Annotated in this window: 9 protein-coding genes, 1 tRNA gene and 1 rRNA gene; 10 read left to right on the top strand and 1 reads right to left on the bottom strand. The window is 70.1% G+C overall.

Going from position 1 to position 17,918, the window contains the following annotated elements:
* The 3 genes from rrf to ABZX30_RS27995 form a co-directional block, all read left to right on the top strand.
* Positions 1–87: ribosomal RNA gene (gene rrf / locus ABZX30_RS28005) — 5S ribosomal RNA — on the top strand; the annotation flags it as partial.
* A gap of 113 nt (positions 88–200) precedes the next feature.
* Positions 201–863 carry a DegT/DnrJ/EryC1/StrS family aminotransferase gene (locus ABZX30_RS28000; RefSeq protein ID WP_355938214.1) on the top strand — a complete coding sequence of 221 codons (663 nt, stop codon included), beginning with the start codon at positions 201–203 and terminating at the stop codon, positions 861–863.
* A 96-nt stretch (positions 864–959) separates the two neighbouring features.
* Positions 960–1,035, top strand: a tRNA-Thr gene (locus tag ABZX30_RS27995).
* Positions 1,036–1,086: 51 nt separating this feature from the next.
* On the opposite strand, the gene ABZX30_RS27990 is transcribed toward ABZX30_RS27995, so the two are convergent.
* On the bottom strand, positions 1,087–3,843 hold the full coding sequence (locus tag ABZX30_RS27990; RefSeq protein ID WP_355938212.1) for a SpoIIE family protein phosphatase: 2,757 nt from the start codon (positions 3,841–3,843) through the stop codon (positions 1,087–1,089).
* A 377-nt stretch (positions 3,844–4,220) separates the two neighbouring features.
* On the opposite strand from ABZX30_RS27990, the gene ABZX30_RS27985 reads away from it, so the two are divergent.
* From ABZX30_RS27985 to ABZX30_RS27955, 7 genes are all read left to right on the top strand, one after another.
* Positions 4,221–9,677, top strand: coding sequence for a HAMP domain-containing protein (locus tag ABZX30_RS27985; RefSeq protein ID WP_355938210.1), 5,457 nt, complete (start codon positions 4,221–4,223; stop codon positions 9,675–9,677).
* 404 nt (positions 9,678–10,081) lie between these two features.
* On the top strand, positions 10,082–10,765 hold the full coding sequence (locus ABZX30_RS27980) for a response regulator (RefSeq protein WP_355938208.1): 684 nt from the start codon (positions 10,082–10,084) through the stop codon (positions 10,763–10,765).
* 124 nt (positions 10,766–10,889) lie between these two features.
* The gene (locus ABZX30_RS27975; RefSeq protein ID WP_355938206.1) at positions 10,890–13,658 is read left to right on the top strand and encodes a DNA translocase FtsK; all 2,769 of its coding nucleotides are present in this window, start codon (positions 10,890–10,892) and stop codon (positions 13,656–13,658) included.
* Positions 13,659–13,949: 291 nt separating this feature from the next.
* On the top strand, positions 13,950–14,792 hold the full coding sequence (locus ABZX30_RS27970) for a RodZ domain-containing protein (RefSeq protein WP_355938204.1): 843 nt from the start codon (positions 13,950–13,952) through the stop codon (positions 14,790–14,792).
* 308 nt (positions 14,793–15,100) lie between these two features.
* Positions 15,101–16,573, top strand: a complete 1,473-nt coding sequence (gene rimO, locus ABZX30_RS27965; protein WP_355938202.1) for a 30S ribosomal protein S12 methylthiotransferase RimO — start codon at positions 15,101–15,103, stop codon at positions 16,571–16,573.
* A complete protein-coding gene (pgsA, locus tag ABZX30_RS27960; protein WP_355938200.1) occupies positions 16,570–17,346 on the top strand; it encodes a CDP-diacylglycerol--glycerol-3-phosphate 3-phosphatidyltransferase in 777 nt (258 codons plus the stop codon). Before rimO ends, pgsA begins: the two co-directional genes overlap by 4 nt.
* Positions 17,343–17,888 (top strand): CinA family protein, encoded by a 546-nt coding sequence (locus tag ABZX30_RS27955; RefSeq protein WP_355938198.1) that lies wholly within the window; start codon positions 17,343–17,345, stop codon positions 17,886–17,888. Before pgsA ends, ABZX30_RS27955 begins: the two co-directional genes overlap by 4 nt.
* Positions 17,889–17,918: the final 30 nt, after the last annotated feature.

Here is a 17,918-nt window from a genome sequence, read left to right as displayed (position 1 = left end):
GGTTACATTCCGAACCCGGAAGCTAAGCCTCACAGCGCCGATGGTACTGCAGGGGGGACCCTGTGGGAGAGTAGGACACCGCCGAACAATTCTTGAAGGGCTGGTCCCTGAACTTCGGTTCAGGGACCAGCCCTTTTTTGTTGTGTGTCACTTGAAGTTCACGTTCCGCACCCAGCATCCATGCCATGGGTACTGCTGCAATGCTCAGGGCCGCCGGCGTCGGAGTCGGTGACGAGGTCGTCGTGCCGGCCTTCGGGAACGTGGAGATCGCCGAGGCGGTGACCCTGGCCGGTGCGCTTCCGCTGTTCGCCGACATAGATCCGGCGACGTACTGCCTCGACGCCGAAGCTGTCGAGGCGGCCGTGACTCCGCGTACCGCGGCGATCGTTGTCGTCCATCGCTTCGGACGGCGGGCGGACATCGCCCGGTTGCACGCGGTCGGTCAGCGGCACGGGCTGCTGGTGCTGGAGCAGGGCGAGTCCGAGGCGCCGTACGACGAGGTCGCCCAGCGCCGGGAGCGGGCCGCCTACCTCGACGCCAAGCTCAGGGGCGTGCGTACGCCCGACGGTGGCGACGGGCACACCTACCAGCAGTACGTGGTGCGGGTGCCGGGCAACGGGCGGCCGGACCGCGACGCCTTCGCCCGGGCGATACGCGCCAGGGGAGTCCAGTGCCGGGTGCCCGTGAAGACACCGGTGCACCGGCTGCCGGAGTTCCGGCGCTGCGTGGCACTGCCGGAAACGGAGCGGGCCGCGGACGAGACGCTGGCGCTGCCCGTGGACGCGTCGTTGACGAGGCGGGAGATGCAGCGGATCGTGTCCGCGTGCAATGCCCTCGGAGGACTGCTCCAGCCCGCCTTCTGAACGGATGCTGATCGTGCCCTGAACGAGTTTGGGAACTCGGCTGCGCTCGGGGTATGATCTATTCCGTCGCCGCGAGGGAAACCTCGAAAGCGACAGGCCCCTATAGCTCAGTCGGCAGAGCGTCTCCATGGTAAGGAGAAGGTCAACGGTTCGATTCCGTTTGGGGGCTCCAGCAGTAAGACCCCAAAAGACCCCGCCCCCTCGGGCGGGGTCTTTTCGTGCCCTAATCCGGCTGGATACCCGGAACGCGCATCGCCAGGATCGCCATGTCGTCGGAGGGGGCGTCGGACGCGAAGCGTTCCACCGCGCGCATGACCCGGGCGGCCACGGCCCCCGCGGTGAGTCCCGTGCAGGTGGTGAGAACCTCGGCGAGGCCGTCGTCGCCCAGCATGCGGGTGCCCTCACGGCGTTCCGTGACGCCGTCCGTCACGCACAGCAGGACGTCGCCCGGGTCCAGGACGACCGTCTCCTCGTACAGTTCCAGGTCCTCGATGACTCCGAGGAGCGGCTGGGGCTCGGCCGCCGCCTCCACCGTGCCGTCCTGGCGCAGGCGCAGGGGGAGCGGGTGGCCGGCGCAGACCACCTTGAGCTCGGCGCTGCCGTCCTCACGAGGCCGCAACTCGCCGTACAGGAGCGTCAGGAAACGGCTGCGGGCGCCCTCGTCGAGGATGGCGGAGTTCAGGCGCTCGAGGACCGCGGGACCGCTCAGCCCCTCCCGTGCCAGCAGGCGCAGCGCGTGCCGGGCCAGGCCGGTGACGGCGGCGGCGTTCGGGCCCGTACCGCAGACGTCGCCGATCGCGAAGCCGTACGCGTCGTCGCTGATCGGGAAGACGTCGTAGAAGTCACCGCCGACCTCGTTGCCCTCGCCGGCCGCGCGGTAGATGACCTCGACCTCGACCCCCTCGATCTGCGGCTGCCCCGGCGGCAGCAGGCTGCGCTGGAGGGCCTGGCTGATGGCCGTCCGCTCCGAGTACAGACGGGCGTTGTCCAGGGCCAGGGCGGCCCGTCTGGACAAGTCCTCGGCCAGTTCCAGGATCTCCTGGCGGAAGTGCTCGTCGGTGGGCTTGCCCAGGGTCAGCATGCCGATGACGCGGTTGCGGGCCACCAGCGGCAGGACGACCGTCTCGCCGCCGACCGCGGAGGCCGTGGCGAGCGTGGGGCCGATGCCCGAGGACGTCTGGTAGGTGGGCCCGCCGGTCAGGCCGAGGCTGCGCATCGAAGAGCGCAGCGCCGCCTGGTGGGCCACCGCGCCCGGAGCGGACCAGACGCGGGCGCCCGGCGTCGGCACCGGGTCGGGCGGGGAGATCTTCGACAGCAGGGACTTGATGCCGTCGATGAGCTCCTCGTCCTCGTGCAGGACGTACGACAGGTACGGCTCGGAGGCCTGGTCGGCGATGGTGTAGACGGCACACCAGGTGGCCAGGGTCGGTACCGTCATCTGCGCCATCAGAGCCAGGGTCTGGTCCCGGTCGAGGGTGCCGGCGAGCAGGTCGGAGGCCTCGACGAGGAAGCTGAGCGAACCGCGGCGCAGGCGCTCCAGCTCGCCCAGGCGGGCCGATTCGACGGCCAGGGCGATCCGGTCGGCGGCGAACTGCAGGCGCAGGGCCTCCTCGTTGGAGTATCTGCCCGGCGCCTCCGCCGCCACGCCGAGGGAGCCGGTCAGGCGGCCCTCGACCTTCAGCGGCACGGTGACGACGGAACGCATGCCGGTGTCGTTGAGGAGGGGTACGGCGCCGGGGACCACGGCGAGGTCTTCGTGGACGGCGGGCATGCGGGCCGAGCCGTAGCGGCCGGGGCCGGCCTCGACGGGGACGCGGGCGAAGCGCTGGCGTGCGGAGGGCAGGCCGGTGGACGCGCGGACCTCCAGCTCCGTCTCGTCGTCGGTGGCGAGCAGCAGGAAGGCCGCGTCGCCGTCGAGCATGTCGCGGGCGCGTTCGACGGTGCGCTGCAGGAGGCCGTCGAGGTCGTCCGGTGCCGGCGAGCCGATGAACACCTCGAAGGGATCGGCGCTCTGGCCGTCGGCGGCCGGGGCCTGCTCGGAGGACGGCAGGCGCATCGGCGTCTGGAGGACGGCGCGTTCGTGGTCCCGTACCAGGAGACAGACCGTGGAGGGCTCGCCGCCGGTGTCGCGGACCCTGAGGTGGGAGGCGTACACGGAAGTCACCCGGCCGTCGGCGCAGCGGATGCCGTAGCTGCCCTCCCAGCGGGAGAGCTGGAGCGCCTCGGCGATGCCGGTGCCGGTGCCCGGGGTGTGCGGCCAGGCAGCGACGTCGGTCAGGGGCCTGCCGGTGACCTGGCCGGCGGTGTGGCCGAAGAGCTCCTCGGCGTCCTCGTTCCAGGCGGTGACGGAGCCCTTGCGGTCGATCTGGACGACCGCGACGCGGACCCGGCCGTCGGCCAGCGGGAGGAGATCCGCGGGCAGGGACGGTCCGGCGGCGCGAGTACCGACCGGGCGTTCGGGCAGATCGAGCTGGAACCAGACGTTCTTGTGGGTGGGCGTGTAGTCCACGCCCCAGCGGGCCGCCAGGGCGGCGCACAGCTGGAGTCCGCGGCCGCCCTCGCGGTCGGGGCTGCCCATGGTGGCGGCCGGGCCCTGGAGGGGCACCTCGCGCTCGGGGTAGCGGTCCGCCACCTCGATGCGTACGGCGTCGTCGGCGCGCAGGCACAGCACGTCGGCGGCGGTGCCCGCGTGGACGACCGCGTTGGTCACCAGTTCGCTGGTGAGCACCACCGCGTCGTCCACGATGTCGGCGAACCCCCAGCCCTGGAGGGTGTCACGGACGAAGGATCGGGCGGTCGCGACCGATCGTCCGACGGGCTCGAAGCTGGCGGCCGCGCGCGCGGTGATCACAGAACTCCTCGACCGGTTGTCGACGTGCAGGGATCCGGTGCCGTCCGGCCCGCGCCGCTGGTGCGGCATCGGCGTGCCCGTCGGCCGGGGGTCCGGGGGGTGTCCCCCCGGGATCAGTTCGGTGGTCATGGTCTGCGGCCGCCCCTCCGATGCCCGCTCGTTCTCGTGCCACCGCCCAGGCCGGACGGACCGGTGCGGCTGGACAGCCGCATGCAAGGTTACTTACCTTCGCGGTCCGTAAGGATGCCGGTCGGCGCTGATTACGCCCCCAGGGTGTGCGGGCGGTGTGCGAAGGTGCCGATCTGTCATGGCCTGGTTCGGCCGGGGTGAAACACTGGGCAAGCTTCTGGTGACGGTCCGGTCGGGCTGAGTGCGTTCCGTGCACGGAGGGCAGCAGTCCCTGGTGCGAGCGGATCTCGTCTGGCAGAAATACGCAGCAGTAACCGGAAGCCGAACAGAAGTACCCGAGCACAGCAGAAACGGTCGATCCCTGCGGGAGGGACACAGTGGAGTCTGGCGCAGCGACGCGGAGCACGAACACGCGCGCGAAGGGCGGACCGTCCCAGGGCAGGCGGCGGGGCGGCACGATCCAGGTGGACACCGCCGCCCTGGACCGGCTGCTGGTGGCTCTGGTGGCCATGCGGGACGGGAATTTCCGCAAGCGGCTCACGGTGTCCGGGGACGGCGTGATGTCGGAGATCGCGGCTGTGTTCAACGAGGTGGCCGACCGGAATCTGCACTTGACGGGTGAGCTGTCGCGGGTGCGGCGGGTGGTGGGGCGTGAGGGAAAGCTCACGGAACGGCTGGAGACGGGCGCCTGCGAGGGTTCCTGGGCCGCGGCCATCGACGCCTCGAACGCGCTCGTCGACGATCTCGTGCGACCGGTCTCCGAGGTCGGCCGGGTGCTGTCCGCGGTGGCGGAGGGCGACCTGTCGCCGCGCATGGAGCTCAGGACGCAGGCACCGGACGGGACCGGGCATCCGCTGCGCGGTGAGTTCCTGAAGGTCGGCCGGACCGTCAACAACCTGGTGGACCAGCTGTCGACGTTCACGGACGAGGTCACGCGGGTGGCCAGCGAGGTCGGTACCGAGGGCAAGCTGGGCGGACAGGCGCGGGTGCGCGGCATGTCCGGTTCGTGGAAGGACCTGACGGAGTCCGTCAACACGATGGCCAACCGGCTCACCGCGCAGGTGCGTGACATCGCGCTGGTGACCACGGCGGTCGCGCGGGGTGACCTGTCGCGCAAGGTCACCGTGCACGTGGCCGGCGAGATGCTGGAGCTGAAGAACACCGTCAACACGATGGTGGAGCAGCTGTCCTCGTTCTCCTCCGAGGTGACCCGAGTCGCCCGTGAGGTGGGTACGGAGGGCATCCTGGGCGGGCAGGCGCAGGTGCCGGGGGTCGCGGGGGTGTGGAAGGAGCTCACCGACTCCGTCAACACCATGGCGGGCAATCTCACCGCCCAGGTACGGGGGATCTCCCAGGTCACCACGGCCGTGGCCAGCGGTGACCTGTCGCAGAAGGTGACCGTCCCGGCGCGTGGCGAGGTCGCGCAGCTCGCCGAGACCATCAACCAGATGACGGAGACGCTGCGGATCTTCGCCGACGAGGTCACCCGGGTGGCCAACGAGGTCGGGGCCGAGGGACAGCTCGGCGGGCAGGCGAACGTACCGGGCGCGGCGGGTACCTGGAAGGACCTGACGGACTCCGTCAACACGGTGTTCCGGAACCTGACCACACAGGTGAGGGACATCGCCGCGGTGACGACGGCGGTGGCCAACGGTGACCTCTCGCAGAAGGTCACCGTCGACGTGGCCGGCGAGATGCTGGAGCTGAAGAACACCGTCAACACGATGGTCGACCAGCTGTCGTCGTTCGGTGCTGAGGTCACCCGCGTGGCGCGGGAGGTCGGTGTCGAGGGTGAGCTGGGCGGGCAGGCGCAGGTGCCGGGGGCGGCGGGTACCTGGAAGGACCTGACGGACTCCGTCAACACGGCGTTCCGCAACCTCACCGGCCAGGTGCGCAACATCGCCCAGGTGACGACGGCGGTGGCCAACGGCGACCTCTCGCAGAAGGTCACGGTGGACGTCTCCGGCGAGATGCTCCAGCTGAAGAACACCGTCAACACGATGGTGGACCAGCTGTCGAGCTTCGCCGACCAGGTGACGCGGATGGCACGGGACGTGGGCACGGAGGGCCGCCTGGGCGGTCAGGCGCGTGTGGACGGTGTGTCGGGTACGTGGAAGGAGCTCACCGACTCCGTCAACTCGATGGCCGGGAACCTGACCTCGCAGGTGCGCAACATCGCTCAGGTGACGACGGCCGTGGCCCGGGGTGACCTGTCGCAGAAGATCGACGTCGACGCGCGCGGGGAGATTCTCGAGCTGAAGAACACCATCAACACGATGGTCGACCAGCTCTCCGCCTTCGCCGACCAGGTCACCAAGGTGGCCCGCGAGGTGGGCACGGACGGCCGCCTCGGCGGTCAGGCGCAGGTGCCCGGCGTGGCCGGCGTGTGGCGCGACCTGACCGACTCGGTGAACGGCATGGCCGGCAATCTCACCGCCCAGGTGCGCAACATCGCCCAGGTCGCGACCGCGGTGGCCCGGGGTGACCTGTCGCAGAAGATCACCGTGGACGCGCGCGGGGAGATCCTGGAGCTGAAGAACACCCTGAACACGATGGTCGACCAGTTGTCGTCGTTCGCCCAGGAGGTCACGCGCGTCGCGCGTGAGGTGGGCACCGAGGGCATGCTCGGCGGTCAGGCGGAGGTCCAGGGGGTCGCGGGCACCTGGAAGGACCTCACGCAGTCCGTGAACTTCATGGCGAACAACCTGACCATCCAGGTCCGCAACATCGCCGAGGTCACCACGGCGGTCGCCAAGGGCGACCTGTCGAAGAAGATCACCGTCGACGCCAAGGGCGAGATCCTCGAGCTCGTCACGACGGTCAACACGATGGTCGACCAGTTGTCCAGCTTCGCCGAGCAGGTGACCCGGGTGGCCCGTGAGGTGGGTACGGAGGGCATTCTGGGCGGGCAGGCGCGGGTGCCGGGTGTCACGGGCATCTGGAAGGACCTCAGCGACAACGTCAACCTGATGGCCAACAACCTGACCATGCAGGTGCGCAACATCTCCCAGGTGTCGGCCGCGGTCGCCAACGGTGACCTGACCCGGCAGGTCACGATCGAGGCGAGCGGCGAGGTGGCGCAGCTCGCCGACACGATCAACACGATGGTCAAGACGCTGAGCTCGTTCGCCGACCAGGTCACCAAGGTGGCCCGTGAGGTGGGCACGGACGGCATCCTGGGCGGACAGGCGCGCGTGCCGGGCGTGGCAGGCACGTGGAAGGACCTCACCGAGTCGGTGAACCAGATGGCGTCCAACCTGACCGGCCAGGTGCGCAACATCGCCATGGTCACCACCGCCATCGCCAAGGGTGACCTGACCAAGAAGATCGACATCGACGCCCGCGGTGAGATCCTCGAGCTCAAGACGACGATCAATACCATGGTCGACCAGCTGTCCAGCTTCGCCGAGGAGGTCACCCGGGTGGCCCGCGAGGTGGGCACCGAGGGGCAGCTCGGCGGCCAGGCACGCGTGCGTGACGTCGACGGCACCTGGCGGGACCTGACGGAGTCCGTGAACGAGATGGCCGGGAACCTGACCCGGCAGGTGCGTGCCATCGCGCGCGTGGCGACCGCGGTGACCCGTGGCGACCTGAACCTGAAGATCGACGTCGACGCCTCCGGCGAGATCCAGGAGCTCCAGGACTACATCAACAAGATGATCGCCAACCTGCGCGACACCACGATCGCCAACAAGGAGCAGGACTGGCTCAAGGGCAACCTGGCCCGCATCTCCGCGCTGATGCAGGGCCGCCGCGACCTGGATGACGTGGCCTCGCTGATCATGAGCGAGCTGACGCCGGTGGTCTCCGCGCAGCACGGCGCGTTCTTCCTGGCGATGCCGCTGGTGGACGGCAAGGACCTGAACGCGGAGAGCGAGGAGGCGTACGAGCTGCGGATGCTCGGTTCGTACGGGTACTCGATGGGCTCCATGCCGACGTCGTTCCGGCCGGGTGAGGGGCTCATCGGCACGGCCGCCCAGGAGAAGCGCACGATCCTGGTGGAGAACGCGCCCAGCGGCTACCTGAAGATCTCCTCCGGGCTCGGCGAGGCGCCGCCCGCGCAGGTGATCGTGCTTCCGGTGCTCTTCGAGGGCAAGGTGCTCGGCATCATCGAGCTCGCGTCCTTCACGCCGTTCACGCAGATCCAGAAGGACTTCCTCAACCAGATCGCCGAGATGATCGCGACCAGCGTCAACACCATCTCCGTCAACACCAAGACGGAGGTGCTGCTGAAGCAGTCGCAGGAGCTGACCGAGCAACTCCGGCTCCGGTCGGAGGAACTGGAACAGCGGCAGAAGGCGCTCCAGGCCTCCAACGCCGAGCTGGAGGAGAAGGCCGAGCTGCTGGCCCAGCAGAACCGTGACATCGAGGTGAAGAACACCGAGATCGAGGAGGCGCGGCAGGTCCTGGAGGAGCGCGCCGAGCAGCTCGCGGTCTCCATGCGCTACAAGAGCGAGTTCCTGGCCAACATGTCGCACGAGCTGCGCACGCCGCTGAACTCGCTGCTGATCCTGGCGAAGCTGCTCGCCGACAACGCCGAGGCCAACCTCTCCCCGAAGCAGGTCGAGTTCGCCGAGACCATCCACGGGGCGGGTTCCGACCTGCTCCAGCTGATCAATGACATCCTGGACCTGTCGAAGGTCGAGGCGGGCAAGATGGACGTCTCCCCGACGCGTATCGCGCTGGTCCAGCTCGTGGACTACGTGGAGGCCACCTTCCGGCCGCTGACCGCGGAAAAGGGCCTCGACCTGTCGGTGCGGGTCTCGCCGGAGCTGCCCGCCACGCTGCACACGGACGAGCAGCGGCTGCTCCAGGTGCTGCGGAACCTGCTGTCCAACGCGGTGAAGTTCACCGATTCCGGGTCGGTCGAGCTGGTCATCCGCCCGGCCGGTACGAACGTGCCGGTGGGCATCCGGGAACAGTTGCTGGAGGCCGGGTCGCTGACCGACCCGGACGCGCCGCTGATCGCGTTCTCCGTGACCGACACCGGCATCGGCATCGCCGCCAGCAAGATGCGGGTGATCTTCGAGGCGTTCAAGCAGGCGGACGGCACCACCAGCCGCAAGTACGGCGGTACGGGCCTCGGGCTGTCGATCTCGCGGGAGATCGCTCAGCTGCTCGGCGGTGAGATCCACGCGCAGAGCGAACCGGGGCGCGGCTCGACGTTCACGCTGTATCTGCCGCTGCACCCCAGCGAACTGCCGCCGCAGGGTTACCAGCAGTCGCTGCCCGCGCTGGAGGCGGGCGACCTGGTCGCTTCGGAGGCCCGCTCGAGCGAGCTGTCCCCCGCGGAGATCGAGACGCCGGCCGAGGTGAAGTCGTACCGGGAGACCCAGAACGGCGCCGCCGCGCTCTTCCGGCGCCGTCGCCGCGGCACCCCGCCGAACGAGCAGCGCACCGACCACTGGCCGGCCGCCGAGCAGGAGGCGGCGCCCGCGTCGCACCGGCCGGTGCGGTTCGGCGGGGAGAAGGTGCTGATCGTCGACGACGACATCCGCAACGTCTTCGCGCTCACCAGCGTCCTGGAGCAGCACGGCCTGTCCGTGCTGTACGCGGAGAACGGCCGCGAGGGCATCGAGGTCCTGGAGCAGCACGACGACGTGGCGGTCGTGCTGATGGACATCATGATGCCCGAGATGGACGGGTACGCGACCACCACGGCGATCCGCCGGATGCCCCAGTTCGCCGGGCTGCCGATCGTGGCGCTGACCGCCAAGGCGATGAAGGGCGACCGGGAGAAGGCGATCGAGTCGGGTGCTTCCGACTATGTGACGAAGCCGGTCGATCCCGATCACCTGTTGACGGTGATGGAGCAGTGGATGCGTGCGGAATGAGCGTCGGGTGAGCACGGCCTGATCGCCGAATGAGCGCGGCATGATCGTGGAATGAGCGCGGCATGATCGTGGAATGAGCGCGGCATGATCGTGGAATGAGCGCGGCATGAGCGCTCAGTGACCGTGTGGGCGGGCTCGGGTGAAAGTCGGGTGAAGGTGCCGGGAAGCCGCGAAGTGTGTGCGATGTTGTTGAAGGAGGGGGGTCGCGGAGGTGTGGAAGTGCGGGAATCGGGGAACCTTCTGGTCTCGCGCCGCGTTTCCGCTCTGTGCACAGTGACATCGCGGTGACAGGGTGTGGCGACAGGCGGGGTGCGGCTACCATGACCGGCACAAGGACGGGCGGCGAAAGGGAGTCGTCCCCTGGGGCGGCGCCCGGTGTACCGCCGGGGCGAGGAGGGCGGGCCATGGTGCAGAAGGCCAAGATCCTCCTGGTCGATGACCGGCCGGAGAATCTGCTGGCGCTGGAGGCCATCCTCTCTGCGCTCGATCAGACGCTGGTGCGGGCATCGTCCGGGGAGGAAGCGCTCAAAGCACTGCTCACGGACGATTTCGCGGTCATCCTGCTGGACGTCCAGATGCCGGGAATGGACGGTTTCGAAACCGCCGCGCACATCAAACGGCGGGAACGGACCCGGGACATCCCGATCATCTTCCTCACCGCCATCAACCACGGCCCGCACCACACCTTCCGGGGCTACGCGGCGGGCGCGGTGGACTACATCTCCAAGCCGTTCGACCCCTGGGTGCTGCGCGCGAAGGTCTCCGTTTTCGTCGAGCTGTACATGAAGAACTGCCAGCTGCGGGAGCAGGCCGCGCTGCTGCGGCTGCAGTTGGAGGGCGGCAACGGCAAGGGCGCGGTCGGCGGCGGCAAGGAGTCGGCCGGACTCCTCGCCGAGCTGTCCGCCCGGCTCGCGGCGGTCGAGGAGCAGGCCGAGGCCCTGTCCAAGCAGCTTGACGACGACTCGGCGGACGCGGCCGCGGTGGCCACCGCCGCCCATCTCGAACGCAAACTGACGGGGTTGCGGCGTGCGCTCGACGCCCTGGAGCCGGGCACGGGCGGCGGCGCGCCGATGCCGTCGCAGAACTGACGCCCGCGGCGGCCGCAGTTGCGTATGAGCGGGCGTCAGTCCCGCGCACTCCCAAGGACGACACGAACGGGTGAAGCCGTGGCCACACGTGTCCGCTGTCGTCTCCCCCGGTAACCTCACATCCATGGCCTCACGTCCTTCCGCAGCCAAGAAACAGCCCGCCAAGAGGGCGGCCGCTCCGGCGAAAGCTGCGGCCAAGCAGGCCGCCGCGAGGAAGGCCCCGGCGAAGAAGGTGCCCGCCAAGAAGGCCGCGGCGCGCAAGGCCGTACCCCCGCCCAAGCCCGCCCCCAGTCCCACCGGGGGCGTCTACCGGCTGGTGCGCGCCCTCTGGCTCGGCCTGGCGCACGCCGTGGGCGCCGTCTTCCGCGGCATAGGCCAGGGAGCGAAGAACCTCGACCCGGCCCACCGCAAGGACGGCGTGGCGCTGCTGCTGCTCGGCATCGCGCTGATCGTCGCCGCCGGCACCTGGGCCGATCTGCGCGGCCCCGTGGGCGACCTCGTGGAGATCCTGGTGACCGGCGCCTTCGGCCGACTCGACCTGCTGGTGCCGATACTGCTCGCGGCCGTCGCCGTGCGTTTCATCCGGCACCCCGAGAAGCCGGAGGCCAACGGCCGGATCGTCATCGGTCTGTCCGCGCTCGTCATCGGCGTGCTCGGCCAGGTCCACATCGCCTGCGGCTCGCCCGCCCGCAGCGACGGCATGCAGGCCATAAGGGACGCGGGGGGACTCATCGGCTGGGGGGCGGCGACCCCGCTGACGTACGCCATGACCGAGGTCCTGGCCGTGCCGCTGCTCGTGCTGCTGACGGTCTTCGGGCTGCTCGTGGTCACCGCCACCCCGGTCAACGCCATCCCGCAGCGGCTGCGCGCGCTGGGCGTGCGCCTGGGGCTCCTGCCCGATCCCGCCGACGACGAGTTCGACGAGTTCACCGACGACGACCAGCGGTACGAGGACCAGTGGCGCGAGGCGCTGCCCGCGCGCCCCCGCAGGCGCCGCAGCGCCCCCGAGGCGTACGACCCCGACGACGCGGAGCAGGAGGCACTCGCCAAGCGCCGGAGTCGCCCCAGGCGCTCGGCGGTGCCGCAGCCCGCCATGGACCGGCAGCCGGACGCCGTGGACATCGCCGCCGCCGCCGCGGCCGACCTCGACGGCGCCGTCCTGCACGGCATGCCGCCCTCGCGGGTCGTCGCCGACCTCACCCAGGGCGTCAGCGTCGGCGACCGGGAGGACACCACCCCGACGCCCGTACCGGCCCCCGCGCCGGCTCCGGAGCGGACCACGGCGCCCGTGCCGGCCCCGGCCGCGCGGCCGCGGCAGGACAAGCTCAGGTCCGGCCCGGTCCCCGACCTCACCAAGGCGGCCCCCGACGAGCCCCGGGACCTGCCGCCGCGCGCCGAGCAGCTCCAGCTCTCCGGCGACATCACCTACGCGCTGCCCGCCCTCGACCTGCTCACCCGCGGAGGCCCCGGCAAGGCGCGCAGCGCCGCCAACGACGTGATCGTCGCCGCGCTCACCAACGTCTTCACCGAGTTCAAGGTCGACGCGGCCGTCACCGGCTTCACGCGCGGCCCGACGGTCACCCGCTACGAGGTCGAGCTCGGCCCCGCCGTGAAGGTCGAGCGGATCACCGCGCTGACCAAGAACATCGCCTACGCCGTCGCCAGCCCCGACGTACGGATCATCAGCCCCATCCCCGGCAAGTCCGCGGTCGGCATCGAGATCCCCAACACCGACCGGGAGATGGTCAACCTCGGTGACGTGCTGCGGCTGGCGGAGTCCGCGGAGGACGACGACCCGATGCTGGTGGCCTTCGGCAAGGACGTCGAGGGCGGCTACGTCATGCACTCGCTGGCGAAGATGCCGCACATGCTGGTCGCCGGGGCCACCGGCTCCGGCAAGTCCTCCTGCATCAACTGCCTGATCACCTCGGTCATGATGCGGGCCACCCCGGAGGACGTCCGGATGATCCTCGTCGACCCCAAGCGGGTGGAGCTGACCGCCTACGAGGGCATCCCGCACCTCATCACGCCGATCATCACCAACCCCAAGCGGGCCGCCGAGGCGCTGCAGTGGGTCGTGCGCGAGATGGACCTGCGCTACGACGACCTGGCGGCCTACGGCTACCGGCACATCGACGACTTCAACCGCGCCGTGCGCGAGGGGAAGGCCAAGCCGCCGGAAGGCAGCGAGCGTGAGCTCCAGCCGTACCCGTACCTGCTGGTGATCGTCGACGAGCTGGCCGACCTGATGATGGTCGCGCCGCGCGACGTCGAGGACGCGATCGTGCGCATCACCCAGCTCGCCCGCGCGGCGGGCATCCACCTGGTGCTCGCCACCCAGCGCCCGTCGGTGGACGTCGTCACCGGTCTGATCAAGGCGAACGTGCCCTCCCGGCTCGCCTTCGCCACCTCCTCGCTCGCCGACTCGCGGGTCATCCTCGACCAGCCGGGTGCCGAGAAGCTGATCGGCAAGGGCGACGGGCTGTTCCTGCCGATGGGGGCGAACAAGCCGACCCGTATGCAGGGCGCGTTCGTGACCGAGGCCGAGGTCGCGGCCGTCGTCCAGCACTGCAAGGACCAGATGGCGCCCGTCTTCCGGGACGACGTCACGGTCGGTACCAAACAGAAGAAGGAGATCGACGAGGACATCGGCGACGACCTCGACCTGCTGTGCCAGGCGGCCGAGCTGGTGGTGTCCACGCAGTTCGGGTCCACCTCCATGCTCCAGCGCAAGCTGCGCGTCGGCTTCGCCAAGGCCGGGCGGCTGATGGACCTGATGGAGTCGCGCGGCGTCGTGGGACCGAGCGAGGGGTCCAAGGCTCGTGACGTTCTTGTGAAACCCGATGACCTGGACGGCGTGCTCGCGGTGATACGCGGGGAGTCTGAGGGGTAGGGATTGTTCCAAGGGACGCGGGCCGTCCGGTGGCCGGGACGGGGCCGGGCGGCAGCTCGGTCGTGATCCACCCGTTAGGGAGCGGCGGGCAACCGTTTCCCGTTGTCGCACGTCAAGTTGAGCGAGAGGACAGGCGCGGACTCCGTTCCGGGGTGCGTGCCTGGCCCGTCGTCGGTATGTCGGGCCATACCGATGGCGTACCGAGCCCAACCGCCCGGTTGCCCCACCCTTTTGCACCCCCCCTAGACTGAACTTCCAGCACAGGTGGCTACACGCTCGAAAGGCGCCCCCGTGTCCATCGGCAACTCTCCTGAAGACGAGCGTCCGTTCCACGACGTCTCCGAGGAAGCCCGTACCTCCATCGGCCGTACGCTGCAGCAGGCACGCATCGCCGCCGGGCTCACCGTCGACGACGTCAGCAGCGCCACCCGGGTCCGTATCGCCATCGTGCGCGCCATCGAGGCGGACAACTTCGCACCCTGCGGCGGTGACGTGTACGCCCGCGGGCACATCCGGACCCTGGCCAGGGCCGTACGCCTCGACCCGGCCCCGCTGCTGGCCCAGTTCGACGCCGAGCACGGCGGACGCCCCGCCCCGACCCCGGCCGCCCCGCTGTTCGAGGCGGAACGTATCCGCCCCGAGCGGCGCGGGCCGAACTGGACCGCGGCCATGGTCGCCGCCATCGTCGCGGTGATCGGCTTCGTCGGGTTCACGGTCGTCAAGGGCGGCGACTCGGGCAACGACGAGAAGGGGCAGGTCGCCGGGGGAGCCACACCCGCGAAGAGCAAGGCCGCCTCGCCCACGCCCAAGAAGGACAAGCCCGCCGACCCGAAGGCCGAGCCGTCCGACAGCGCCATCGCCGCCGCGCCCCAGGACAAGGTGACCGTCCGGGTCACCGCCGCGGACGGGCGCAGCTGGATCTCGGCCAAGGACCACAACGGCCGCATGCTGTTCGACGGGCTCCTCAACAAGGGCGAGTCCAAGACCTTCCAGGACAGCTCGAAGATCAACCTCATCCTGGGTGACGCCGGCGCGATCCAGCTCTACGTCAACGGCAAGAAGATCGAGGACGACTTCCAGCCCGGCGCCGTGGAACGGCTGACGTACACCAAGGGCGACCCCGAGGTCGGCTAGGGCCTGTCTGACCCTTCCCGTCGTCGCCCGGAGGGCGGCCGCGCGGCGTCAGGTGCGTGCTCTGGGGGTCCCCCGGCCGAAGGCTGGGGGAGTGCCGGGCATGCACCCACGTACGGGATGTACCTGGGTGTGTGCCCGGTGCGGCGAGAGCACGCACCTGACGCCGCGCGGCATGACGGGAATGGTCAGACATGCCCTAGGACCGCCGGGCACGGGCGGCCGCAGGGGGGTGTCTTCGCACGGGGTCGGCCGCGATCGGCCAACCCCGTCGACGTGGGGTGTCGGTGGGACGAAGTACTCTTGAGCCCATGCCTGAACGCCGTACCGTCGCACTCGTCACTCTCGGCTGCGCCCGTAACGAGGTGGACTCGGAGGAGCTCGCAGGCCGTTTGGAGGCGGACGGCTGGCAGCTCGTCGAGGACGCCGGGGACGCAGACGTCGCCGTGGTCAACACCTGTGGTTTCGTCGAGGCCGCCAAGAAGGACTCCGTGGACGCCCTTCTGGAGGCCAACGACCTCAAGGGGCACGGCAGAACCCAGGCCGTCGTGGCGGTGGGCTGCATGGCCGAGCGGTACGGCAAGGAGCTCGCCGAGGCCCTGCCCGAGGCCGACGGCGTGCTCGGCTTCGACGACTACGCGGACATCTCCGACCGCCTGAGGACGATCCTGTCCGGCGGCGTCCACGCCTCCCACACCCCGCGCGACCGCCGCAAGCTGCTGCCGATCAGCCCGGCCGAGCGGCAGACGGCGACCGAGGTGGCCCTGCCCGGGCACGGTGCCCCGGCCGACCTGCCCGAGGGCCTGGCCCCGCAGTCGGGCCCCCGCGCGCCGCTGCGCCGCCGGCTGGACGGCGCCCCGGTCGCCTCGGTGAAGCTCGCCTCCGGCTGTGACCGGCGCTGCTCCTTCTGCGCCATCCCGTCCTTCCGCGGCTCCTTCATCTCCCGCCGCCCGAGCGACGTGCTGAACGAGACGCGGTGGCTGGCCGAGCAGGGCGTCAAGGAGATCATGCTGGTCTCCGAGAACAACACCTCCTACGGCAAGGACCTGGGCGACATCCGCTTGCTGGAGTCCCTGCTGCCCGAGCTGGCGGAGGTCGACGGAATCGAACGGGTGCGTGTCAGCTACCTCCAGCCGGCCGAGATGCGCCCGGGCCTGATCGACGTGCTGACCTCCACCCCGAAGGTCGCCCCCTACTTCGACCTCTCCTTCCAGCACTCCGCGCCCGGCGTGCTGCGCGCGATGCGGCGCTTCGGTGACACCGACCGCTTCCTGGAGCTGCTCGACACCATCCGGGGCAAGGCCCCGCAGGCCGGCGTGCGGTCGAACTTCATCGTGGGCTTCCCCGGCGAGTCCGAGGCGGACCTGGCCGAGCTGGAGCGCTTCCTGAACGGCGCGCGGCTGGACGCCATCGGCGTCTTCGGCTACTCCGACGAGGAGGGCACGGAGGCGGCGACCTACGACGGCAAGCTCGACGACGACGTCGTCGCCGAGCGGCTGGCGCACATCTCCCGGCTGGCCGAGGAACTCGTCTCGCAGCGGGCCGAGGAGCGCGTGGGCGAGACCGTGCACGTCCTCGTGGAGTCCGTGGACGACGAGGAGGGCGTGTACGGCCGTGCGGCGCACCAGGCCCCGGAGACGGACGGGCAGGTACTGCTCACGAGCGGCGCCGGTCTGAGCGTCGGCCGTATGGTCGAGGCGAAGGTGATCGGTACGGAAGGTGTCGACCTCGTCGCCGAGCCGCTCGAGGGCTCGGTCGGCTGTCATGAGGAGGCAGGCAGATGACCGGAGTCCCGGCGTCCGCCGCGGGCGGTCCCTCCGGCGCGCAGGGCGCCGCGAGCTCCGCCGGTACCTCCGGCGCGGCGGCCGGTTCGGGCTCCGGCGCCACTGCTTCCGGCGGCTCCGCCGACGGTGCGCAGGGCACGGCCAGGGCGCCCCGGGGCGGAAAGCTGGCGGCGGCGGCCGTCAACCAGGCCAGCGTCTGGAACGTGGCCAATCTGCTGACCATGCTCCGGCTGCTCCTGGTGCCCGGCTTCGTGGCGCTGATGCTGGCCGACGGCGGGTACGACCCGGCGTGGCGCTCGCTCGCCTGGGCGGCCTTCGCCATCGCCATGATCACCGACCTGTTCGACGGTCACCTGGCGCGTACGTACAACCTCGTCACCGACTTCGGGAAGATCGCCGACCCGATCGCCGACAAGGCCATCATGGGGGCGGCGCTGGTCTGCCTGTCCGCGCTGGGCGATCTGCCGTGGTGGGTCACGGCCGTCATCCTCGGGCGGGAACTCGGGATCACGCTCCTGCGTTTTCTGGTCATCCGGTACGGCGTCATACCGGCGAGCCGGGGCGGCAAGCTGAAGACGCTCACCCAGGGCGTGGCCGTGGGGATGTATGTGCTGGCGCTGACGGGATGGCTGGCGAGCCTGAGGTTCTGGGTGATGGCGGCGGCGGTCGTTCTGACCGTTGTGACCGGTCTCGACTATGTGAGACAGGCCATTGTGCTGCGTCGGCGGGGAATCGCCGAGCGCCGGGCGGCGTTGGAAGAGACGGAAGCGTGAGTTCCCCGGCCACTGAAGTGGTGCGACTACTGAAGGTGAAGGGCGAGACGGTCGCCGTCGCCGAGTCGCTCACCGGTGGTCTGGTAGCGGCGGACATCACAGCGGTCCCTGGGGCGTCCAAGGTGTTCCGGGGGTCGGTCACCGCGTACGCCACCGATCTGAAGCATGAGTTGCTGGGTGTCGACGACACCCTGCTGGCCCAGCGCGGGGCGGTCGACGCGCAGGTCGCGGCCCAGATGGCGGCCGGGGTGCGCATGGCGCTGGGCGCCGACTGGGGGCTCGCGACGACGGGAGTCGCCGGTCCGGACCCGCAGGACGGGCAGCCCGTCGGGACGGTCTTCGTGGCCGTGGAGGGTCCGTCCGGGACCGGTGCCGGTTCTGCCGGTGGCGGAAAAGTCGTGGCTCTGCGGTTGAACGGCAACCGCGCGGAAATTCGTATGGAGAGTGTACGGAGCGTGCTCGCACTGCTTCTCGAGCAACTTGCGAGCGAACCCAGCGGAAATGAGCGGGCACAGGATACGGAACGGAACGGGGGGTTTTGATGTTTGCAGCCCTGAGTGAACACGACATCG

This window comes from Streptomyces sp. NPDC004542 (assembly GCF_040610035.1).
GTDB lineage: Bacteria > Actinomycetota > Actinomycetes > Streptomycetales > Streptomycetaceae > Streptomyces.
This window is presented reverse-complemented; position numbering and strand designations above follow the sequence as displayed.

Excerpts from the sequence above, each read along its gene's own strand:
- ABZX30_RS28000 (WP_355938214.1), top strand. The coding sequence starts at position 201 with ATGCTCAGGGCCGCCGGCGTCGGAGTCGGTGACGAGGTCGTCGTGCCG.
- pgsA (WP_355938200.1), top strand. The coding sequence starts at position 16,570 with ATGACCGGAGTCCCGGCGTCCGCCGCGGGCGGTCCCTCCGGCGCGCAG.
- rimO (WP_355938202.1), top strand. The coding sequence starts at position 15,101 with ATGCCTGAACGCCGTACCGTCGCACTCGTCACTCTCGGCTGCGCCCGT.
- ABZX30_RS27975 (WP_355938206.1), top strand. The coding sequence starts at position 10,890 with ATGGCCTCACGTCCTTCCGCAGCCAAGAAACAGCCCGCCAAGAGGGCG.
- ABZX30_RS27980 (WP_355938208.1), top strand. The coding sequence starts at position 10,082 with ATGGTGCAGAAGGCCAAGATCCTCCTGGTCGATGACCGGCCGGAGAAT.
- ABZX30_RS27990 (WP_355938212.1), bottom strand. The coding sequence starts at position 3,843 with ATGACCACCGAACTGATCCCGGGGGGACACCCCCCGGACCCCCGGCCG.